The 21,478-nt window shown below is 41.2% G+C and carries 18 protein-coding genes; 11 read left to right on the forward strand and 7 right to left on the reverse strand.

Annotation, left to right across the window (positions count from 1 at the left end):
- Positions 1-456: 456 nt before the first annotated feature.
- Complete coding sequence (locus V7K32_RS07405; protein WP_334991711.1) at positions 457-2,379, reverse strand: serine/threonine protein kinase; 1,923 nt, start codon at positions 2,377-2,379, stop codon at positions 457-459.
- 160 nt (positions 2,380-2,539) lie between these two features.
- Here V7K32_RS07405 and V7K32_RS07410 point away from each other — a divergent pair, with 160 nt between their 5' ends.
- The 3 genes from V7K32_RS07410 (at position 2,540) to brnA (ending at position 3,843) form a co-directional block, all read left to right on the forward strand.
- The gene (locus V7K32_RS07410; protein ID WP_334991713.1) at positions 2,540-3,028 is read left to right on the forward strand and encodes a hypothetical protein; all 489 of its coding nucleotides are present in this window, start codon (positions 2,540-2,542) and stop codon (positions 3,026-3,028) included.
- Between the two features lie 325 nt (positions 3,029-3,353).
- Positions 3,354-3,614, forward strand: a complete 261-nt coding sequence (locus V7K32_RS07415) for a BrnT family toxin (protein WP_334991715.1) — start codon at positions 3,354-3,356, stop codon at positions 3,612-3,614.
- Positions 3,604-3,843 carry a type II toxin-antitoxin system BrnA family antitoxin gene (brnA, locus tag V7K32_RS07420; protein ID WP_334991717.1) on the forward strand — a complete coding sequence of 80 codons (240 nt, stop codon included), beginning with the start codon at positions 3,604-3,606 and terminating at the stop codon, positions 3,841-3,843. The genes V7K32_RS07415 and brnA overlap by 11 nt, the downstream gene beginning before the upstream one ends.
- A 158-nt stretch (positions 3,844-4,001) precedes the next feature.
- Here brnA and V7K32_RS07425 read toward each other — a convergent pair whose 3' ends face one another.
- On the reverse strand, positions 4,002-4,886 hold the full coding sequence (locus tag V7K32_RS07425) for an NB-ARC domain-containing protein (RefSeq protein WP_334991719.1): 885 nt from the start codon (positions 4,884-4,886) through the stop codon (positions 4,002-4,004).
- Between the two features lie 183 nt (positions 4,887-5,069).
- On the opposite strand from V7K32_RS07425, the gene ygfZ reads away from it, so the two are divergent.
- A complete protein-coding gene (gene ygfZ, locus V7K32_RS07430; RefSeq protein WP_334991721.1) occupies positions 5,070-6,065 on the forward strand; it encodes a CAF17-like 4Fe-4S cluster assembly/insertion protein YgfZ in 996 nt (331 codons plus the stop codon).
- A gap of 5 nt (positions 6,066-6,070) precedes the next feature.
- On the opposite strand, the gene V7K32_RS07435 is transcribed toward ygfZ, so the two are convergent.
- The 5 genes from V7K32_RS07435 to V7K32_RS07455 all read right to left on the reverse strand — a co-directional run bounded on the left by V7K32_RS07435 (position 6,071) and on the right by V7K32_RS07455 (position 9,694).
- Positions 6,071-7,027, reverse strand: a complete 957-nt coding sequence (locus tag V7K32_RS07435; RefSeq protein ID WP_334991723.1) for a DUF5331 domain-containing protein — start codon at positions 7,025-7,027, stop codon at positions 6,071-6,073.
- A 49-nt stretch (positions 7,028-7,076) separates the two neighbouring features.
- Positions 7,077-7,415: a (2Fe-2S) ferredoxin domain-containing protein gene (locus V7K32_RS07440; RefSeq protein ID WP_334991853.1), complete on the reverse strand. Its 339-nt coding sequence runs from the start codon at positions 7,413-7,415 to the stop codon at positions 7,077-7,079.
- A gap of 121 nt (positions 7,416-7,536) precedes the next feature.
- A complete protein-coding gene (locus V7K32_RS07445) occupies positions 7,537-8,511 on the reverse strand; it encodes a cysteine synthase A (RefSeq protein WP_334991855.1) in 975 nt (324 codons plus the stop codon).
- 75 nt (positions 8,512-8,586) lie between these two features.
- A complete protein-coding gene (locus tag V7K32_RS07450) occupies positions 8,587-8,844 on the reverse strand; it encodes a type II toxin-antitoxin system HicB family antitoxin (protein ID WP_334991725.1) in 258 nt (85 codons plus the stop codon).
- Positions 8,845-9,109: 265 nt separating this feature from the next.
- Positions 9,110-9,694 carry a Uma2 family endonuclease gene (locus V7K32_RS07455; protein WP_334991727.1) on the reverse strand — a complete coding sequence of 195 codons (585 nt, stop codon included), beginning with the start codon at positions 9,692-9,694 and terminating at the stop codon, positions 9,110-9,112.
- 302 nt (positions 9,695-9,996) lie between these two features.
- Here V7K32_RS07455 and V7K32_RS07460 point away from each other — a divergent pair, with 302 nt between their 5' ends.
- The 7 genes from V7K32_RS07460 (at position 9,997) to V7K32_RS07490 (ending at position 21,445) form a co-directional block, all read left to right on the forward strand.
- Positions 9,997-10,323, forward strand: a complete 327-nt coding sequence (locus V7K32_RS07460; RefSeq protein ID WP_334991729.1) for a DUF3040 domain-containing protein — start codon at positions 9,997-9,999, stop codon at positions 10,321-10,323.
- Between the two features lie 16 nt (positions 10,324-10,339).
- Positions 10,340-12,421, forward strand: coding sequence for a dynamin family protein (locus V7K32_RS07465; protein ID WP_334991856.1), 2,082 nt, complete (start codon positions 10,340-10,342; stop codon positions 12,419-12,421).
- Between the two features lie 185 nt (positions 12,422-12,606).
- Positions 12,607-14,853, forward strand: a complete 2,247-nt coding sequence (locus V7K32_RS07470; protein ID WP_334991731.1) for a dynamin family protein — start codon at positions 12,607-12,609, stop codon at positions 14,851-14,853.
- A 213-nt stretch (positions 14,854-15,066) separates the two neighbouring features.
- Entirely contained in the window at positions 15,067-15,786 is a 720-nt protein-coding gene (locus V7K32_RS07475; protein WP_334991733.1) for a DUF305 domain-containing protein, read from the forward strand.
- Between the two features lie 366 nt (positions 15,787-16,152).
- A complete protein-coding gene (locus V7K32_RS07480) occupies positions 16,153-17,778 on the forward strand; it encodes an efflux RND transporter periplasmic adaptor subunit (RefSeq protein WP_334991735.1) in 1,626 nt (541 codons plus the stop codon).
- A gap of 2 nt (positions 17,779-17,780) precedes the next feature.
- Positions 17,781-20,897 (forward strand): efflux RND transporter permease subunit, encoded by a 3,117-nt coding sequence (locus tag V7K32_RS07485; protein WP_334991737.1) that lies wholly within the window; start codon positions 17,781-17,783, stop codon positions 20,895-20,897.
- Between the two features lie 62 nt (positions 20,898-20,959).
- Positions 20,960-21,445 carry a hypothetical protein gene (locus tag V7K32_RS07490; protein ID WP_334991739.1) on the forward strand — a complete coding sequence of 162 codons (486 nt, stop codon included), beginning with the start codon at positions 20,960-20,962 and terminating at the stop codon, positions 21,443-21,445.
- Positions 21,446-21,478: the final 33 nt, after the last annotated feature.

The following is a 21,478-nucleotide window of genomic DNA, read 5'->3' on the forward strand; positions in this document are numbered from 1 at the left end:
AGGCTTTTGCAAGTTTTAAAATTGTAGCTTGATTTACGCCGCGCTGTACTAAGCTAAAAAACATCTAATTTGCATAATCCAATTAAATATAACTCTTGTGGGGTAGGCCGAAAAGCCCGCCCAGTTTATGCAATTTAAATGTGGAACAGCTTAGTAGGGAAAATCAAACCACAGATTAACACCGATTTAAAATCTCGTTTCCAGGTAGAACCTGGAAATGTTTTTTATTATCAGGACTTACGCACAAGGAACGGAAAATCGAACCTTATTAGGACGCAGAGAAGCCAGTGCGCCCTTGCGGGTTAAGAGACTTGAAGCAACTGGTGCGCCACGGAGGAATAAGAGGAAAGAGAGTTTTTTTGCGTAAGTCCTAATTATAAGTAATTACCCGAAGTTGATATTATTGCCGCGAATTCAGGAGGCAAAGCCTAATTTTAGGAATGAGGTAAACAGTGTTTAAAAGCCACTTTCTGGAGTTTCTGTAGCATTAGGACTTTTTGTAGTGGCAGGTTGGTTAGTATTGGGAAGTTTATGTTGGGTAGTCTTTTGATTACCTTGATTTTCTAGTTTAGTTAGTGCCTGTTTTGCCAGATTTTCGGCTGCTTGTTTAAATAAGGGTTCTATTCTGTTTCGCCAGTATTTAGTATTAGGCAACTTTTCTGGATGGTTTCTATAATCTAAAACTTTATCCCACTTACCATCATCTATTGCTTTGTTGATTTCATTAGATAACGCCTCCGCCTTAGTCCAATCTTGCTGCCACTCGGCAATCATTTTACCCGTTTCTTTGATACCAGAAGCGGCATTTGCTGGAACCGATTTTAAAAGTGCGATCGCTCTAACTATATCTCCTGATTCATACTTCTGTCTTGCTTGTTCTATAATATTGGTACTGTTATCAGTAGGCTGCGATCGCTCTGTTTTCCCTGCATCGTCAGTTGACCCCTTCGGCTTTTCTGGTAATGCAGTTATTACATCGCTAGATTTTGGTTTTCCCTTGGGAGTCGAGCGAGTCGCAACCAAGCTACTATCATCTACAATCTTAGTTGCAATGCCTTTTTCGCGCAGGCAAGAACCCCATTCTTGATTATTGGTTATCACATACGAGCGTACCCAAGCCAAATCACCAGAGTTAAGTTTAACTTCTATCCAACCTTGTTTTGTCCGTTTGCCAGTCACCTCGAAATTGGTGTTATGATCACCAACTGTTTGCACAATATCAGAATTTATCGAACTAGGTTCAGAACGAATATTAGAATTTCTGACGACAACAGCCGAGCATTTGTTTGCTAAGGTAGTGTCCTTACCTGTAAGATTCAAAGCTAAATTTTTCACACTTGGAGATATATTTGCTACCAAAGCAGCCGTACCACCTGCCAATAATATCGCAATTAATATCGGCCATGGGTCGGATTTCTCAGAGTCTTTACGCGCAGGTTTAGCGGAGACAGGATTTGCTGGTGCAACTGCAAGAGTTTGCAGTCGAGATACTTGAGGCTGGGATTTGACTGCTTGGTAACTAGAATTTTTGGCAGATTCTTGAGGTGGGGAAAGTGCTGGTATAATCGCCTCTTTACATGCTTGCAGCGCTTCCGTGGCGTTTTGGTAGCGGTCTTTGAAGTGATAACTCACCATTTTAGACAATACTGCCGCTAGTCGAGAGTTCACGGTTACAGATTGCTCCCAGATGATTTCACCCGTATCCGGGTTTTCTTGCAATTCTGTTGCCTGTAATCCTGTTAATGCTTGAATAGCAATGATGCCAAGGGAATAGATATCGCTGTTGGGACGGGGTTTACCTTGCCCCTGTTCTGTGGGCATATAGCCAGGAGTGCCAATAACCACTGTGGCAGAGGGTTGTCCGCCCACTGTTACCAGTTGTGTACGCAGTTGTTTTACTGCCCCAAAGTCTACTAAAACTAACTTATTATCTGAGGCGCGGCGGATGATATTGTCCGGTTTTATGTCGCGGTGAATCACGCCTTGGCGGTGGACAAATTCGAGAATTTCTAGAACTTCTTGCAATAGTTGAATTACTTGGCTTTCATTCCAGCCCTTACCAGATATAAGTTCTTCAGCTAGGGTATGTCCTTCAATATATTCTTGTACTAAATAAAATTCTTGGTTTTCGTCAAAGTATGCTAGCAGCCTGGGTATTTGGTCATGATTGCCCAGTTTTTCTAAAGTTTCGGCTTCGCTGTTGAACAGACGTTTAGCAGTATCAAAAACTCTGGGGTCAGTTCCGGGTTTGAGGTGCTTGACAACGCAGAGGGGATTGCCAGGCCGCCTAGTATCTTGGGCTATGTAGGTTTGACCAAATCCTCCCATTGCGAGGACTCGAATTACTTGGTAACGATGGTCTAGTAGCTTGCCTATCATGTTCACTCCCCATTATTACCTAATTTTCCAGCTGGTAATAAATATCTCCAAATTTTCTTCAATGAAATCCGCTATCTTGAGAAAAGATTTAGATTAAAAACGCAGCTTTTTAATAAACACAGACTGTTTATTTTTCTTTTAGTGTCCCTGTTTACTACCAATGCCACCTAAAATAACAAACTCAGTTGCATGGCAGCAGGCTGAAATCCTCATGCAGCCTGCTTTCATTCGCGTTATCGACAATATCCGCAAGCAGCTTGATGAATCTTCTTGGACGGGAACTTACCACGATGTCTTGATTTGGCCGCCTAGCACCACTGATGAAATCAAAGTATTGGTGACTGAGTTGTTGCAAGCAATGGAAACTGCAACACCCAAAGAAGCGGATGAAATCAGAGAGACTCTGGCTCGTCTGCCGATGCCCCATCCAGGATATCATCTACGTTTGCAGCGTCAACAGCAAGAAGCGAGTATCGATTTGTGGGAATTGTGTTATCAGGTATGTTTTATTGAATACACCTCAGAGAAGGAAGCTGCTGATATTGATAGTAGTTTAATTGATGAACTGGGTGAAGTGGATTGGCTGCCTTTGGATGCTAAGGCAAAAGAGTTAGTTAAGCAGGCGTTTGCTAAATTGCCAGAAAGTTGAGAAAATTAGGTGCGACGCCGACTCTGAGGAAATAAGCAGTACTCACACCTTTGGTTCGCTCGTTCAATTATGAGTTTCCGCAACTGGGCTGATACATAAGTCATGGATTGTGGCGTAATTGCTCGAAGACATGAGCTTTTGCCATCCGGACAAGATGTTCTATGGTCAGGTAGCGTTCTAGCTTTTGTTTTTTCATGAAAGCTTTAAGTTGAAATTAACTTGCTAAAGTTGCCTGGTCTAAGGCAGTGAAAGTATGCAAAATGAAATCATGTAACAATACTAGGCATACCCTTTTCTAAGGATTAATGTTAATGCTCTTATCTCTATGGAATTTGAATTCGATGGGCAAAAAAGTGCTTCAAATAAAGTAAAGCATGGTATTGATTTCATAGAGGCGCAAGAACTGTGGAGCGATATGAGCCGGGTAGAAGTTGCTGCTCGTGACATTGATGAACCAAGGTTTATTGTAATTGGACTTATAAATGGGAAGCACTGGTCTGCTGTCATTACATACAGAGAAGATCGGGTACGAATAATATCAGTAAGGCGAGCAAGAGATGAAGAGGTAGAAATATATGAAGGCTGAAGAATTTGATGAAAAATTTGACTCTGGAGAGGATATTACCTCTTACTTAGACCTTTCTACAATTCGTCGTCCTGGCTACGAGCAGCGACGGGTAAATGTTGATTTCCCCTTATGGGTAATTGAAGCGCTCGATAGGGAAGCAGAGCGAATTGGTGTAACCCGACAATCAATTATAAAAGTATGGATTGCCGAGCGACTCGAACAGCATAGTCAAATCAAAAATCTCTAAGAGAGTGAGAAGTAGGAGTTTGGGTATTTCAGATTCCTGTGTCATTAATTTCTTGACAAACCTGTTCAAACCATCGCTGTCTAGTATATTCCATGACCACTGGTAGCAGGAAAAAATGCTCACCGCTTTTTTCAATTAATGACCTTTGCAACAGGGATTTAATTGCTAAAGGTACAGAGACGCTTGAAATAAAATGTCACTATATCAGCAGCTAACTGGGTAAGGGATACTGGTTCTCGACTAATTGCCAGCCAATACATTACTTCCTCTTCTACTGCCGATAAACGCTGGAATTGTTGTTCTAACAAGTCGCCAATGTCCTCAAAAATTAGTATCCCCTGTTCCACATACTTTAAAACAGGGGCAATTCTACCATTAAAAAGCTCTTGGGTTCCGGCTGCTACCATCTTGAGCGCTAGGGGATTTCCCCCGTAATGCTCGATGAGTAATTGCCATTCTCGTTCTGTACCCGTGAATTGTCCTTTTTGATGAAATAACTGTTGTGCCTCGGTAGGATTTAATCCCTTTAATGGGAGCGATCGCACTTCTGCTCTTTCCCCTTCTAACGGTACAATTTCTCTGGGTTTTTCTCTAGAAGTGAACAGAACGCAACTAATATGAGGTACTTCGCCAATGCACTTCAGTAATTGACCATATCCCTCGTAACCAGGACGACATTGCCCTGCTTGACCACCAGCGAGAATTGTCTCAACATTGTCTAAAATCAGCAGACATCGGTTTGATTGCAAACATTCCATCAGCTTTGATAATTTGCCATCAAAGCTTTCGGGTATTACCATCTCCTTTCGCAACGCCCACAGCAAAAATTGCAGGATGTTTGTTATTTGCTCCTCTACTGGTGGTGCATTTAGCAAGCTTCGCCACACCACTACTTCAAATTCGCTTTGAATTTGCAGCCCCAACTTGACTGCTAAAGTGCTTTTGCCAATACCACCAATTCCCAGCAGTCCAACTAAACGACACCGTTCTTCTAATATCCAGTGTCGTAGCTGCAATAATTCTTCACTGCGACCAAAAAACACAGATACATCTGGTGCTTGTCCCCAATCATACTGTAGGTTTGCTTGTCGAGTTTTTATTGTTCGGCACTTTCTTTTGATTTAATTATAGGCTAGAAGAAAATCGGAGGTGTATTGAAGCCACAAACGCTTATTTGCTAAGATTTCCAGTGCGACAACATTGAAACAGGGCAACTTCTCATCACCATGCCAACATCTACAATTGACGATAAAGACGCAGCAGCTATCGAAGCCGCCAAAGTTGGGGTTGCTATATGCGATCGCACCGCCTGGGGACGCATCAAAGTATCTGGCGACGATCGCCTCAATTTCTTGCACAACCAAAGTACTAACAATTTCCAAATACTCAAGCCTGGACAAGGTTGTGATACGGTTTTTGTCACTTCTACAGCCAGAACAATTGATTTAGCAACCGCCTACGTTAGAGAAGATGCAGTAATCTTGCTAGTTTCACCCAACCGCCGCCAATATCTCATGGAATGGCTGGATAAATATATTTTCTATGCCGATAAGGTGGAATTATCTGATATTACACAATACACCAATACCTTCAGCCTGATTGGCCCAGGAAGCGACGCTGTTTTAGAAAAGTTGGGTATTGGCGAACTGATTGGGCAACCTTATGGTAGTCACAAAGTATACACGATCGCTGCGGCTGAAGGAGTGCGGATTGCTGTGGGTAGTGGGTTAGCCGCTCCCGGATACACGTTAACTTTCCCATATACTGGTAAATCTTCGGTGTGGAACAAATTGTTAGAAGCTGGGGCGGTAGAGATGAGCGATCGCGCCTGGGATGCTTTGCGAATTTTACAAGGCCGCCCCGCCCCAGATGCGGAACTCACAGATGATTACAATCCTCTGGAAGTTGGTTTGTGGCAAACAATTTCTTTTAATAAAGGTTGCTATATTGGGCAAGAAACTATTGCTCGATTAAATACATATAAAGGTGTAAAACAACACCTTTTAGGTATAAAACTCAATGCTCCTGCTGAAGTTGGAAGTGCGATCGCAGTTGGAGATGAAAAGGTCGGCAAACTTACCAGTTACACCCAAACCACTGATGGTTACTTTGGACTAGGTTACATTCGCACTAAAGCTGGTGGCGTGGGGTTGAAAGTCAAAGTGGGAGAAACTGAAGGTGAAGTCATAGAAATCCCGTTTGTTTCTCACGATTACCCATAACTAATTCAAGTCAAAACATCTTCTTTATCCCTAGCGCCGTAACAAAATTCATCTACCCAAGAAGCTATACTACGGGCATTAGTGGTTGCTAGATTCGCTTTGCTCTTAACATCTTCTGGTTGAATATTCGGATGCTTGCCGTTGCTTTTAACCTCAGTAGTAATTGCTAGCGATGCTCCTGAAGGGAGCCGCCCAAGGGGCGATCGCACTGGTTTACCATTACTGTTAATTTCAGTGGTAATTGCCAATGATGCGCCCACAGGGATTCGGGCAGATGGGGCATTACTTTTAACCTCAGTAGCTAATGCCATAGATGGCATATTTTTGGCTTTGCTGTTAAACTCACTGGTCATTGTCGCCGATGCTTTTGAAGGTAACTGACCAGAGTGCCAGCGTACTGGTTGATATTCCCTTAGCAAACCGGAGGATGGCGTTTTGGCCGGAGTATCTGGAGAAATTTTAGTTGCTGCTACTACCAACTCCGGTTTGCCTGTGCGAACTACTTCAGTGGTAGCTGTAATTAATGGCATAAGTTCATCGGCGCGTGAGAAGTTAGAATCTAGAGTCTTGGCAAGAGAATGAGGCGCAATTTTGCTGGCAGTTACAGCCGATGAGAGATATTTATCCTCAGAATGATTCTCATCTGGCGGTTCGCTTTCAACTTGGCTTATAGCCATAGAATTGTCTGATTTTATTAAACGTAACTCTTGATCGGGATTGAAGTTAAGACCTAAAGCAGCGACTATTTTATCTGGATCGTTATTCAGATCCAGCATAAAAGCAAGTATTTCATCAAACTGGGGTTCTAAAACAGAGAGTGTTGCCAAAATAAAACCGGACAAAGGACGGCGCAGACCATTATAAGTACCCCAAATTCGCATTTTGACCAGCCAGGAAATATTTTGCTCATAGTAACTTAGCCAGTTTTGTTTTAAGGATTGACGCAGCTGTTGGATATTCATTGGATGCCTCACTTCACTCAACAAGATTGCAGACATTAATATTAAAAATTTAGTTTGATTTCTGGGGATGAAACCGATAATAGAGCATCTGTTGGACTCTTTGACCACCTAGCAAATGATTTTCTATCAGTAGAGAGACTTCATCGGGTTGAACCCCGCTATACCAGACCATATCGGGTAATACCAGTACCATCGGCCCATTGCCGCATTGTCCCAAACATCTGCTAGCCGTTACTGTTACACCAGGGATTGGCAAAGCTGTAAATGCTGCTAAAACCTTAACTGCACCTTGCTTTTTGCAAGTGCGATTTTGACAAACCCGCACACATTTAGGAGAAGAGGGTTGGTCTATCGTGGGGAAGTTTGATGGTTGAGTTATGTTGTTCATTTGTCCTTTGTGCTTTGTCATTTGTCAGTTGTCAGTTGTCCTTTGCTAATGACTAATACTTCGGCTTACCTCGGCAACGCTTGGCACAAGTCGCCCAGTACAAATGACTAATGACAAATGACTAATCTATTGAAAGTCCTTTTGAGGCTAGCCATTCCGGGTTGAATATCCGCGATTGATAGCGGGAACCACTATCACATAAGATTGTGACAATGGTATGTCCTGGCCCCAACTGCTTTGCTAGAGCAACAGCCGCCCCAACATTAATACCCGTTGAACCACCCATTAATAACCCATCTTTCCTCAGCAGTTGGTAAACTACTCGCAAAGCTTCTTTGTCATCGATTTGAATAGCATCATCAGCAGGGGCGCCTTCCATATTGGCTGTGACACGACCGTTACCAATGCCTTCGGTGATGGAATTTCCTTCCATTTTGATTTCGCCAGTTTTGACATAGCTATAAAGTCCACTACCCAGAGGATCGGCAACAACGCATTTAATCGCGGGATTTTGTTCTTTCAAGTACAATGCTACACCAGCAAAAGTACCACCCGTACCAGTTGCAACTGTCCAGGCATCTATTTTACCATCTGTCTGTTTCCAAATTTCTGGCCCTGTGGTTTCGTAGTGGGCGCGGCGGTTGGCTAAGTTATCAAATTGATTCGCCCAAATCGCATTTTCTAATTCAGCAGCGACTCTGCCAGATAGCTTGACGTAGTTGTTCGGATTTTTGTAGGGGACAGCAGGGACGGCACGAATTTCTGCTCCTAATGCTATCAGTGCGTCTATCTTTTCTTGTGACTGGGTATCAGGAATAATAATTAGGCATTTGTAGCTTTTAGCGTTGCAAATATGTGCTAGTCCAATGCCAGTATTACCAGCAGTTCCTTCTACTACTGTGCCACCAGGTTTGAGTAGACCTTTCTCTTCGGCATCTTCGATAATGTAAAGTGCAGCGCGGTCTTTGACGGAACCGCCAGGATTGAGAAATTCAGCTTTAGCGAGGATTTCACATCCTGTTTGTTCACTGAAACTGTTTAAGCGAATTAACGGTGTGTTCCCAACAGCGCCGATGAAGCCATTTTTAATATCCATTTTGACTATACCTGTGTGAGAGTATCTATAAAAATTTTGGCTGATAGCGATCGCACCCAAAAACTCAATCACAATTTACGCTTTCCATTCAAACTCTGGGATATCTGCTCCCATCATGATGTTGCGTAGCGTTCCCACAGTGACCTCGCACGTCACCGCACCTGGTGCTAGGTCGGTAGTGTCAGGCTCAAGATAAAGTGCGATCGCCTCACAAATATTTTCTAAGGCTTCTTGCTCTGTTTCTCCTGCTGAGACACAACCTGGTAACTCTGGGCACCAAACAGCCCAGTCACTTGTTTGTGGATCTGGTTCAAGAATTACACGCCACTTCATTGAATATTTCCTTGCTTTAATTCTATTGTTAACAACAAAGCTAGGGATTGGTTGATCACGCCTCTGTGTGTCATAGCTTACCTGTCCGTTGAATTCAGCAAGCATTAAAATAATTCGTAATTCGTAATTCGTAATTCGTAATGACGCGACGATCGCAGATTCGCTAACGCTGCGTTATCGCAGACTCGCTACCGCTACGCTAACGTAATTAAGTTTTGTAATGGGGATTCTACTAATGATTTAAGACTTAGGTATTCATTTGCTGCTACCACACTTTATTCAAATTCAGCACAAACCCAGGTAATACCGATTCCCCGCTAACAGTCGCGGGATTTTCCAGACATTCCTCTGGTACACCAGGACGATAAATATAGACTCGGCGATGCTTGCGGTCAATTAACAAGCCTAGCTGTATTCCTGGCTCCTTCATATATTCCTCCATTTTCTCCTTTAACGGTTTGAGGTTATCAGAAGGCGATCGCAGTTCAACTATAAAATCTGGACAGATGGGGGCAAATTTTTGCTGTTTTTCTGGCGAGAGAGCATTCCACCGTTCCAATTTAATCCAAGAAGCGTCAGGCGAGCGCTCTGCACCCGTTGATAGCTTAAATCCTGTGCTGGAGTCAAAACAAATACCTGTACTATCTTTTTCTGCCCAAACTCCTAGCTGTAAGGCGAAGTTGAAGTTACGATTACCTGTCTCTGAACCAGTGGGCGGCATAATTGATATCTCTCCAAATTGATTCCGTTCAATCCGTAAGTCACGATTCACTTGACAGAAGTCAAAAAACTGATCGTCTGTCATTTGCATTGAGGGAGGAATTTGCACAACTAAAGGGGATGAAAGCATGATGATTTCCTCTAGGTTTTGCTGTCTACCTGACTAGGTTTATATTTCTTATTCTCACGCAAGTTATTAACTAAATAGCTGCTGGGATTGAAAGATAATAGCGGGAATAGTCGTTTTAGCTAAAATTTTACTGAAAGCGATCGCATTTTATCGTATCTAACTTCCAGCTTCAGTTTAACAAGCAATCAAGAATAAAATAGTAATTTTACTGGGGTTAGCGAATATTGGCGTAAGTTAGTATACTGCATGATTAGCGAGTAAATGCTGACATCATTTCATTGTCTTAGATGGGGTGAATACCGATGACATCTGAAAGAGATAGGGAAAAAGAACTTGAACACCGGGAACGTATACTCCGAGAGCGAGAAATTGAATTACGACTCCGGGAAATGGAAAGTAATATCCATGCTACCGATGCAGCTTTTCATCAAACTGTGAAGCATCAACCGAAAAATTCCCAGAAGCCTTGGATGAAAAAAGTGATTTTGGGCGGGAAGCTGTTTGTTCTTGGTGTGGTTGCGCTGGTTGCAGTGAGAATAGCCTCAGTATTGGCTGGGTTTATTATTGTTACAATCCTGGTATGGATGTGTTACAAATTATTTTTTGATTCCAAGAAAACCAATCTTTAATAAAGGTGTAACTATGATGACTGATCAAGTAGCAAGTGACAGATTTATCCAAGATTTAGAGCGTGTTGGTCAAGTGCGATCGCAGATGTCTATATGTTTGAATAAGCTGGCACAAACAATTAATCAAGCTGAATTGGCTGGAGATTCTTCATCAGGAAAACTTAGTTTAGAGCGAGATATCGAAGATATTACGCTAGCTAGTAAAAACCTCAGCCAAGGTGTCTTTCGCCTTTTGGTATTGGGCGATATGAAACGGGGAAAAAGTACCTTTCTCAACGCCTTAATTGGGGAAAACTTATTACCGAGCGATGTGAACCCTTGTACAGCAGTCTTAACAGTTTTACGCTATGGCGCAGAAAAGAAAGTTACGATTCATTTTAATGATGGAAAAAGTCCCCAACAGCTAGATTTTCAGAACTTTAAATATAAATATACCATTGATCCATCGGAAGCTAAAAAATTAGAGCAGGAGAAAAAACAAGCCTTTCCCGATGTTGATTATGCAGTAGTTGAGTATCCTTTAACCTTACTAGAAAAGGGAATTGAAATTGTCGATAGTCCAGGATTGAATGATACAGAAGCGCGAAACGAATTATCTTTGGGTTATGTAAATAATTGTCATGCAATTTTATTTGTGATGAGAGCTTCTCAACCTTGTACTTTGGGTGAGCGTCGCTACCTGGAAAATTATATCAAAGGTCGAGGGTTGACGGTTTTCTTTTTAGTTAATGCTTGGGATCAAGTGCGGGAATCATTGATTGATCCTGATGATGTGGAAGAATTCAAAGCATCTGAGGATAGATTACGACAAGTATTTCAGGCCAATTTAACAGAATATTGTACTGTAGAAGGTCAGAATATTTATGACGAACGGGTGTTTGAGCTTTCGTCAATTCAAGCACTTAGACGACGGTTGAAAAATCCCCAAGCTGATTTAGAGGGGACTGGGTTTCCAAAGTTTATGGATTCCCTTAATACTTTTCTTACCAGAGAACGGGCGATCGCAGAACTCCGTCAAGTCAGAACATTAGCTAGACAAGTTTGCAATCATACCCGCGAAGCAGTGGCTAGACGTATACCATTACTTGACCAAGATGTAAATGAATTAAAAAAACGGATTGATTCAGTAGAACCAGAGTTTAACAAACTCACAGGTATTCGGAATGAATTTCAAAAAGAAATTATCAATACCAGAGACACTCAAGCAAGAATGATTTCTGAATCTTTTCGCAGCTACGTTTTAAATTTAGGTAATACCTTTGAAAACGATTTCTTACGCTATCAGCCCGAATTAAATCTGTTTGATTTTCTTAGTAGCGGTAAACGAGAAGCATTTAACATCGCCCTACAAAAAGCCTTTGAGCAATATATCACTGACAAATCTGCTGCTTGGACATTAACAGCTGAAAAAGATATCAATGCAGCTTTTAGAGAACTTTCTCGCAGTGCTGCACAATATGGCGCGTCTTACAGTCAAATCACAGATCAAATCACCGAAAAGCTCACCGGACAAGACGTAAAGGTAAATACCACTACAACTACTGAAGAAGATAACTCTCCCGGCTGGGCAAAATGGGCAATGGGATTGTTATCACTATCTAAGGGAAATCTTGCTGGTTTCGCACTAGCCGGAGCCGGATTTGATTGGAAAAATATCTTGTTAAACTACTTTACTGTAATTGGTATTGGTGGTATAATTACGGCATTTACAGGTATTTTACTTGGGCCAATTGGGTTTGCGCTGCTAGGTTTAGGAGTAGGATTTTTGCAAGCAGACCAAGCGCGTAAAGAGTTAGTTAAAACTGCTAAAAAAGAGTTAGTTAAACATCTACCCCAAGTAGCACATGAACAATCTCAAGTAGTATACAATGCTGTGAAAGAGTGTTTTGACTCTTACGAAAGAGAAGTGAGTAAGCGGATTAACGATGATATTGGATCTCGTAAATCTGAATTAGATAATTTAGTCAAACAAAAAGAAACCCGCGAAATAAATCGTGAGAGTGAGTTCAAACGGTTAAAAAATTTACAGGAAGATGTAATAGCTCAGTTGCAAAAAATTGAGGCGGCATACAGCAATCTATTAGCTTATTATAGCTAATATATCTGATTACTCTCACTCTCGTTCCCAGCTTATAGCTGGGAATGCAATTCGTTGAGGCTCCGCCTCACATTCTTATTGCAATTCATTGAGGTTCCGCCTCACATTCTTATGATTATTGGAGGCAGAGCCTCCCAGTAGGCATTCCCAGCCTGGAGGCTGGGAACGAGGAAGATAGGGGAATTATGCAACAACAGTATGAAGGTTATAAGGATTTAGTAGATTCTCTGAAATTTGCATCTGCGTTATTGAATTTAGACCATAAATCGCAACTGCATCAAGATATAATTACCATTTGCAATCATCTAGTTAATCCTAGCTTTCGGATTGCGGTATTTGGCCCATTTAATCATGGCAAATCTACTTTACTGAATGCCATGTTGGGGAATCGCACCTTACCAATTGATTTAATTCCCACCACAGGCGCGGCAATTACTGTTAAATATGGCTCTGATGTGCGGACTCGGATAATGTTGCTAGATGGTACAGAAATCTATCGCAGTGGCACAGAAGTTTTACAGCAATTTGCAATTCTTGATGGAAATAGACAGATGCGAAAAGATGTAGCATCTGTAGAAGTTTTTTGCCCGCATCAATTTTTGGAAACCGGAGTAGAATTACTCGATTTACCGGGAACAAATGATCGAGATGAACAAGATAATTTAGTTCGAGAACAACTATTAAGTGCAGATTTAGTTATTCAATTATTAGATGCACGAAAATTAATGACTTTGGGTGAACGGGAAAATTTACGAGATTGGCTATTAGATCGCGGTATTAAAACAGTTATATTTGTTGCCAATTTTCTGAATTTACTCGAACCCGACGAGCAAAAAAAAGTCCAAAATCGTCTGCTGTTTGTTGCGGAAAGCTTTCGATCCGAATTACCTCCAGGTTTTAGTAATTTATATCGCGTTGATGCTTTACCTGCTTTAAGAGCCAGATTAAAAGGCGATGTAGCGGCTGCTAATAGTAGCGGGTTAGCGGCTTTTGAAACAGCTTTGCAAAATATTGTCGGGATTTTGCAACCAAATCGTGGTAGTGTACGGTTGCCAAGGTTGCAAGCGATCGCTTCTCAAATCCAATTCTCATTAAAAGCTAAAATTGACCCGATCGCTATTGAAATAAAATCCTTTGATGATAAAGAAAATACTAAAATTGAAATTAAACAAAAAGCAGCTAATTTAATTTATAAAGGTTTTCTTACTAGCATCCAAGAGTTACGCGATTGGTTAACATTGCCAAAATTACTCACGAAATATCAAGCTGATGCAGCAGTTGCATTGGCAGAAAATAACTTTAAAAGTTGGCAAACAAATACTCTTAAAAAAGACCTGACTCAGTTGCAATTTGCTGTGGTAAAATGGCTTTATCAAGCTTACGAATTTTTCCAACAAGAACGACCACAAGATTTGTTAATTCCCTTTCCTAGCGAACCAAAAGTAACACTACCCTCAAAACTAAGCAATACTGATAATTTAAGTGAACCGGGTTCTATCGCTGTTGGTGGTGGTATTGGTTGGTTGTTAGGTGGCCCGGTGGGTGCTGCTGTCGTCGGGAGTATTTCTTATTTGTTAAACAAGAACATCGAAAAACAAGACGAACAATTAGCAAAAGAATCTTATCATCAGGAAGTTGCTAAACTTTGCATAACTGCAATTGAAGATTATTTCTCTCACTTCAGTAATCAAAGCTTATCAATTTTGACTGAATATGAACAGCAAGCCGAAAAAGTAATTTCTTTTGAATTTAGTCAAGAATCGAGAGAAACTACTCAAAAACGCGAAAATTTGCAGCAGTTACAAAAGGCTTTTAATCAGTTGCTACGAGAGTTAGAAAAAGCCAAAATTCTCTCAAATCATCAACCTTATAAAGAAATACCCAAATACACGAATACCAATAGAAAATATTCGCCACAACCTGAAAGAGTTCAAATTTATCCTAAAAAAGATTCTGGTGTTAAGCAACAACAGGAAAATAGTGCTAATAATACTTGGACAAGGGTAAAATCTGTTTCTCCACCACCACCGCCAAAAGCTTCTCCCTCTCCACGGAAAGAAGAGTTAGAGGCTAAATTTCGTGATTGGGAACTCAATGAAGAAATAGCGCGAATGAAAGCAGAGATGCGTAGCCCTAAGGCTTGTCGTCAGACATCGCCTAGTTCTCAAACTAGCAAACAGCAAAATACAACTCAAAGCAATAAAGCACCCAATCAACCAAAAACCCAAGCCCAAAAAGATAAGACTACTCGCGCTTACAACATTTTAGGATTGCAAACAAATGCTTCTTTAGCTGAGGTAAAACAGGCTTATCGAACTTTAGTAAAAAAATGGCATCCAGATTTATTTGTGAATCAGCCGCAACTACAAAAACAAGCTCAAGAGAAAATGCACTTAGTTAATGAAGCTTACACAATTTTGAGTGACCAATGAATAATAAGATACTTAAATAATTCGTAATACTTCTCTACGAGAGGCTGCGCCAACGGCTACGCTCAGTACAAGTTCGTAATTCGTAATACTATCCGTAAACATCAGGATTTTCAGATCCGGGAGTAACTAGGAGTGGCGATTCATCCTAATTTCATCTCTAGCTGCAAAAATAAGGAGTAAATATAGAATTAAGAAACTGTTTAGGTGAGACTTATGCAACTGCTATCTTTGAGGAATGGCTTTTTGGTGTTAACCTTTAGTGCGATCGCCTCAGCAGGTGGATTAATCACAGGGTGTACTAGTAGTGCTTCCCAGATCCAAAGCCAAGCGCCAGAAGCAACCGCCACCAATGCTAACGACAAGCAGATGATGAACCACGGCGGTGGGATGATGAACCACGGCGGTAGTATGATGAATCACAGCATGGGAATGGATTTAGGCCCAGCCGATGCTAATTTTGATTTACGATTTATCGATGCTATGATCCCGCACCATCAAGGGGCTGTGGAAATGGCTAAAGAAGCGCAGCAAAAATCAAAACATCCTGAAATCAAAAAGCTAGCAGACAATATCATCAAATCGCAAAACCAAGAAATCACCCAGATGAAGCAGTGGCGACAAGCTTGGTATCCCAAGGCGGGAAATAAACCAATGGCTTACAACAGTCAAATGGGTCACATGATGGAAATGTCATCTGATCAGATGCAAGCTATGATGATGAGTCAAAACTTAGGTGTAGCTGATGCTGAGTTTGATCTGCGCTTCATCAATGCGATGATTCCTCACCACCAAGGGGCTGTAACAATGGCAAAAGATGCCTTAAGTAAGTCTAAACGCCCTGAAATCAAGAAATTAGCCCAGGAAATTATCCAAGCCCAAAATATAGAAATTAAGCAAATGCAACAGTGGCGAAAATCTTGGTACAAGAAATAATTCGTAATTCGTAATTCGTAATTCGTAATTTGGTTTTTGCGGAAGTTTTATAACTATCTTTGTGAATCTGCAAGTAATCAATATGTATTTGCGGTTGGGAATTTCAGGAGCAATGTCTAGGGACTTCCAACAAACAAATTACCCAATCTTGTGGGGTGGGCGTCTCGCCCGCCCATATACAAGGGTGGGCGTCTCGCCCGCCCCACAATAAGTAGTTGAGTATTTTTTTATTTGGAAGTCCCCTACAACGGACTATTGGGTATCGCAGCCCAATTTCATCCTAATTTCATTTTTCAATGGAAGACTGGGTATTGAAACCGAACGACATATTTTCTCTGCGTCTGTATCCAAAAACTTTTGATAGTGATGCCTAATTCCTATTCCCAACCATTTACAGTTATTCGTTGTGTTTCTGGGATACTTTTTAATATTTTGTTACTTGCTAGTCCCGCAGTTGTTTTGGCTCACGGCGGACACGGAAACGAATTTCAAGGAGGAACTGAAACAACGGGTGCTACTGGTTCTATTCAAGTTGATGTTCAAACAGCCAAACGACTAGGAATTAAAGTTGAACCTGTCAAACGCCAGAGGCTAGATGTTGGGATTAAAACTACTGGACAGATTGAAACTTTACCCAGCCAAAAAGTAGAAGTAAATACACCAATTTCTAAAGCAAAAGTGGTTGAGTTATTGGTTGAACCTGGTGTTATGGTGAAAAAAGGTCAATCAGTTGCTGTTATATCCAGCCCGGAACTGGTGGAACTGCGGGTTAATTCCCAAGAAAAACTTGCTCAAGCTCAGGCGGATTTAGAGCAAGCGCAGGCCGATTTAAAACTAGCTCAACAAAACCGCGATCGCTATCAACAAATAGCCGCAGCTGAAATAGCTCAAGCACAAAGCCAAGTGACTTATGCTCAAGAAAAGTTTAACAAAGATCAACAGTTAGCTGATGCTGGCGCTTTACCACGGCGTAATGCTCTTGAATCCGAAACTCAGTTAGCTCAAGCCAAAGCGGATCTTGCTAAAGCCGCCAATCGTCGGGACGTTATCGAGGCAGAAAATCAGCTAAAACGCGCTGATTCAGCCGTTCAGGTCGCAAAGTCTCGTATCCAACTAAGTAATAGTATTTATCAAACTCGGCTTTCTCAATTGGGAACTCGCGCCAATGCTCAAGGACTTATTACCGTAACGTCTCCAATTTCGGGGAAGGTTGCTGATAGGGAAGTTACCCTTGGTCAATCATTTGAGGATGCGGGTGGGAAGCTGATGACAATTATTAATGACAGTCGCGTTTTTGCCACAGCGAATATTTATGAAAAAGATTTAAATCAGATAAGAACTACTCAACAGGTAAGGGTCAAAGTAGCTTCCATACCTAACCGGATCTTCAACGGACGAATTACCCGAATTGGCTCTGTGGTGCAAGGAGAAACGCAAGTAGTACCAGTGCAAGCTCAACTAGAAAATTCTGGTGGAGTGCTAAAACCAGGAATGTTTGCAGAACTAGAAGTTGTTACAAACCAAACATCATCAGCCATATTAGCAATTAAGAGCGCGGCTGTAGTTGAAACCAATGGCAAAAAACAGGTTTATGTACAAAATGGCAACGCTTATCAGCCTGTTGAAGTTACTTTAGGTCAAACTTTTGGGGATATGGTTGAGGTCAAAACTGGCTTATTCGAGGAGGATTTGATAGTTACCGTGCGATCGCCTCAACTTTATGCTCAGTCTTTACGTGGCGATACTAAGCCAAAAGTAGACGAACACCCGGAAACTCCTCGACAGACTACAACAGAGCCAGTACCACTGTGGCTGTTGGGAACTGGGGGAGCAGCATTAACCACTGTAGCTTTCATTCTAGGTGCTTTTTGGTCTAGTCGTCGTACTAATCAACTTGAATTAGCTAGTTCTGCACAAGTAGATGGATCGCCAGAATGGGTTGATAACCATCGTGTAACGAGTGAAGATTCCGAAATTAAGATTCAGAAATAGTCATGCTGAGTGCGATTATTAAATGGGCGATCGCCCGCCGTTGGTTAATCATTCTGGGTACAATTGTCATAACGCTTTGGATATTTCGGATAATTATCCAAATGCCGTTGGATGTTTTTCCTACTTTTGCACCGCCCCAAGTTGAAATTCAAACTGAAGCACCAGGATTAGCACCAGAAGAAGTTGAATCTTTAGTAACTTTACCAATTGAAAGTGCGATTAATGGTACTCCAGGAATCACAGCAGTACGTTCTTCTAGTGCGTCGGGAGTTTCCGTTGTCAAAGTAATTTTTAACTGGGGAAGTGATATTTATCAAGCTCGCCAATTGGTAACAGAGCGATTACAACAGAGTTCTAGAAAGCTTCCTGAAGGAGTGGAAACGCCACAAATTTCTCCCACCAGTTCCCCCATCGGTACTGTGCTGCAATATGCCTTTACTTCTGAAAATACTCCTTTGATGGAAGTGCGGCGCATTGTCGATTGGCAAGTAACAAATCGCCTTTTAGCTGTTCCCGGTGTTAGTCAGGTTGTAGCCTATGGCGGTGATATTCGCCAATATCAAGTATTAATTAACCCAGAGAAGTTACAAGCTTTTAATGTCACCTTAGAAAATGTGCAGGAAGCTGTATCTGGTGCCAATGTTAATGCACCTGGTGGTTATTTGATTACCCGCGATCGCGAAAAAATAATTCGAGGCATTGGACGGATTGAATCTATTGAAGACTTACAGCAATCAGTAATTACTGCCCGCAACGGTACACCGATAAAAATATCCGATGTCGCTGATGTCCAAATTGGTGCAGCTATCAAACGGGGTGATGGTAGTTTTAACGGTCGAAAGGCAATTATTGTGATGATTAATAAACAGCCTCAAGCCGATACTCCTACTGTTACCCGTGCTATAGAAGAGGCGATGTCGGAAGTAAAAGCTGCCTTATCTAAAGATATTAATATAACTTCTACCTTCAGACAAGAAAACTATATTGATTCTTCGATTGCTAATGTTAGACAAGCTTTAATTGAAGGCAGTATTATTGTTGCACTTATCCTGATTCCGTTTTTGATGAATTGGCGTAATCTAGTTATTTGCCTAACTGCCTTACCCTTATCCTTACTAATAGGATTGCTATTACTAAATTGGCTAGGACAAGGTTTAAATACTATGACATTGGGAGGATTAGCAGTATCAATTGGTTCAGCAGTGGATGATGCAATTGTCGATGCCGAAAATGTCTATCGTAACCTGCGAGAAAATAAATACTCTGCCAATCCGCGCCCAGTTTTAGATGTGGTATTTTCCGGTTGTCAAGAAGTACGTGATTCCCTTTTTGGAGGCACTATAATCACCATAGTTGTCTTCTTTCCAGTTTTTGCTTTAGCTGGGGTAGAAGGTAGTATTTTTATCCCAATGGGATTAGGCTATATGGCGGCAGTTATCGGCTCTAGTATCACAGCATTGACTGTAACTCCGGCATTATGTGCAATCTTATTACCTTACGGGAACTTGCCAGAAACTGAGCCTTGGATAGCAAGATTTTTTAAGAAGTTTTATCATCCCCTGTTAGCATTTTCTCTGCGGCGTTCTGGAATTATTTTAATCTTAGCTGCTGCCAGTTTAGTCGCAGCAATTGTGATTGCTCCTTCCTTTGGAAGAGTGTTTTTACCAGAATTTCAAGAGCAAACTTTGGTGAATACCCTCACTCTCTATCCTGGTGTATCTTTAGAAGCTACCAATGTTGCTGGAGAAGCACTAGAAGACGCGCTGAAGGGAGATTCTAGATTTCCTTACGTACAATTGCGTTCTGGACGTGCGCCTGGTGATGCAGATGCAGCAGGGGTAAATTTCGGACATTTGGATATCGAGTTGAGCAAAGCAGCGATGGAAGACAGGGAGAAAACTATTAAAAAGCTGCGGGAAGAATTTGCTAAATTACCAGGGGTAGCAGCAAATATTGGTGGTTTTATCTCTCATCAGATGGATGAGGTTTTGTCCGGTGTGAGAAGTGCGATCGCTATCAAAATTTTCGGCTCAGAATTAGAACAACTCCGCATGATTGGGAGCCAAGTAAATGAGGTGATGAAAACTGTTGATGGTGTTGTTGATTTACAACTTGAGCCTCAAGTCCCAGTCGAACAAATACAAATTAAGTTTAACCGTCAAGCGGCTTCTCGATATGGTTTAACGGTAGGAAAACTTTCTAAAATTGTTGAAACTGCCCTGAATGGAAAAGTAGTTTCTCAAATATTGGAAAAACAACAAACTTTTGACTTAGTTGTGTGGTTAAAACCGGATGCACGTCAAAATTTGGATACCATTGGCAATTTATTAGTTGATACTCCTAACGGTCAAAAGATTCCTTTAGCACAAGTTGCTATAATTAGCAATGGCACAGGCCCAAATACGATTAACCGTGAAAATGTTTCCCGCTTGATTGTTGTTTCTGCTAACGCTAGCGGTAGAGATTTGCGCTCTATTGTGAATGAAATTCGGGATAAAGTCAACCAACAAGTGCATTTTCCCTCTGGTTACTATATTCAATATGCAGGGCAATTTGAGGCGCAAGAACGAGCCACTCAGAATATCTTAATTTCTAGTGCGATCGCCTTCGTCGTCATTACAGTAATTATGTATCTTTCAGTCAAATCTATCCCTTCTACAATCATGATTATGATTAACTTACCTTTAGCATTAGTGGGAGGAGTATTTTCGGTAGCTTTCACAGACGGAGTTATTTCTATTGCTTCCTTAGTTGGCTTTATCACTCTATTTGGAGTTGCTACTCGCAATGGTTTGCTTTTGGTAGATAATTACAATACAAAATTTGCGGAAGGGATGCCTCTTAAAGATGTGCTTATTAAAGGTTCAATGGAACGACTAAACGCCATTTTGATGACAGCTTTTACCTCAGCTTTAGGATTAGCACCATTAGTCGTTGACAGTGGTCCTGGTAAAGAAATTTTGCAACCACTTTCGATAGTAGTATTAGGTGGCTTGTTTACCTCTACTGCCTTAACGCTGTTAGTTATTCCTGCGTTGTATTCTCAGTTTAGGAAGTTTTTAGTTCCTAGAAATACTAGATCAATACAAAACATCGTTTTAGTCAAATACCCAGAATAATAAATGGGTTTTTTAGTTGTTTATGTCTTAGGTATTAATTGTTTTTGATGCGGAGTAAACAGATGATTTCACTAAAATCGACCTTAATTGTTATAGGAAGTGTAGGGCTGCTTTTTTTGGGAGCTTGTAGTAATAGTAATCAAGCAGCTAATACCGAAAAAAGTCCAGCTATTTCTACCTCAAGTGTTAATTCCCCAGCTTCACCTATTGCCAAAACATCTAGCCAGCATGGTCAATCGAAAGGAGGTCAAGTTGTGGAAACAGGAGCCTATCATTTAGAGTTTGTACCTGAGAAAGAAGCTAATGGCACTCACATGGATTTTTACTTACAAAAAGGAGATAATCACGAAGCAATATCTAATGCCAAAGTGAAGGCTCAAGTTCAGACACCTGATGGAAGCCAGAAAACTTTAAACCTTACTTATGACCAAGAAGGTAAACATTATACTGTTTTGCTCCCAGAAAAATATTCAGGTCAATATCAAGTGAAAATGCTCGTAGATATGAATGGCAAAAAAGTAGATGGTCGTTTTACTTTTAATAAGTAAATCGGCGTAAATAATTATCACTGGTTTGTAGTT

It is taken from the genome of Nostoc sp. (genome assembly GCF_036917635.1).
Classification (GTDB): Bacteria; Cyanobacteriota; Cyanobacteriia; order Cyanobacteriales; family Nostocaceae; genus Nostoc.

What these genes read in the sequence shown, in the direction of transcription:
- brnA (WP_334991717.1), top strand. Translation starts at nt 3,604, where the DNA reads ATGAAGGCTGAAGAATTTGATGAAAAATTTGACTCTGGAGAGGATATT.
- V7K32_RS07415 (WP_334991715.1), top strand. Translation starts at nt 3,354, where the DNA reads ATGGAATTTGAATTCGATGGGCAAAAAAGTGCTTCAAATAAAGTAAAG.
- V7K32_RS07445 (WP_334991855.1), bottom strand. Translation starts at nt 8,511, where the DNA reads ATGGATATTAAAAATGGCTTCATCGGCGCTGTTGGGAACACACCGTTA.
- V7K32_RS07480 (WP_334991735.1), top strand. Translation starts at nt 16,153, where the DNA reads ATGCCTAATTCCTATTCCCAACCATTTACAGTTATTCGTTGTGTTTCT.
- V7K32_RS07440 (WP_334991853.1), bottom strand. Translation starts at nt 7,415, where the DNA reads ATGAACAACATAACTCAACCATCAAACTTCCCCACGATAGACCAACCC.
- V7K32_RS07485 (WP_334991737.1), top strand. Translation starts at nt 17,781, where the DNA reads ATGCTGAGTGCGATTATTAAATGGGCGATCGCCCGCCGTTGGTTAATC.
- V7K32_RS07405 (WP_334991711.1), bottom strand. Translation starts at nt 2,379, where the DNA reads ATGATAGGCAAGCTACTAGACCATCGTTACCAAGTAATTCGAGTCCTC.
- V7K32_RS07410 (WP_334991713.1), top strand. Translation starts at nt 2,540, where the DNA reads ATGCCACCTAAAATAACAAACTCAGTTGCATGGCAGCAGGCTGAAATC.
- V7K32_RS07490 (WP_334991739.1), top strand. Translation starts at nt 20,960, where the DNA reads ATGATTTCACTAAAATCGACCTTAATTGTTATAGGAAGTGTAGGGCTG.
- V7K32_RS07450 (WP_334991725.1), bottom strand. Translation starts at nt 8,844, where the DNA reads ATGAAGTGGCGTGTAATTCTTGAACCAGATCCACAAACAAGTGACTGG.
- ygfZ (WP_334991721.1), top strand. Translation starts at nt 5,070, where the DNA reads ATGCCAACATCTACAATTGACGATAAAGACGCAGCAGCTATCGAAGCC.
- V7K32_RS07435 (WP_334991723.1), bottom strand. Translation starts at nt 7,027, where the DNA reads ATGAATATCCAACAGCTGCGTCAATCCTTAAAACAAAACTGGCTAAGT.
- V7K32_RS07475 (WP_334991733.1), top strand. Translation starts at nt 15,067, where the DNA reads ATGCAACTGCTATCTTTGAGGAATGGCTTTTTGGTGTTAACCTTTAGT.
- V7K32_RS07460 (WP_334991729.1), top strand. Translation starts at nt 9,997, where the DNA reads ATGACATCTGAAAGAGATAGGGAAAAAGAACTTGAACACCGGGAACGT.
- V7K32_RS07465 (WP_334991856.1), top strand. Translation starts at nt 10,340, where the DNA reads ATGACTGATCAAGTAGCAAGTGACAGATTTATCCAAGATTTAGAGCGT.
- V7K32_RS07455 (WP_334991727.1), bottom strand. Translation starts at nt 9,694, where the DNA reads ATGCTTTCATCCCCTTTAGTTGTGCAAATTCCTCCCTCAATGCAAATG.
- V7K32_RS07470 (WP_334991731.1), top strand. Translation starts at nt 12,607, where the DNA reads ATGCAACAACAGTATGAAGGTTATAAGGATTTAGTAGATTCTCTGAAA.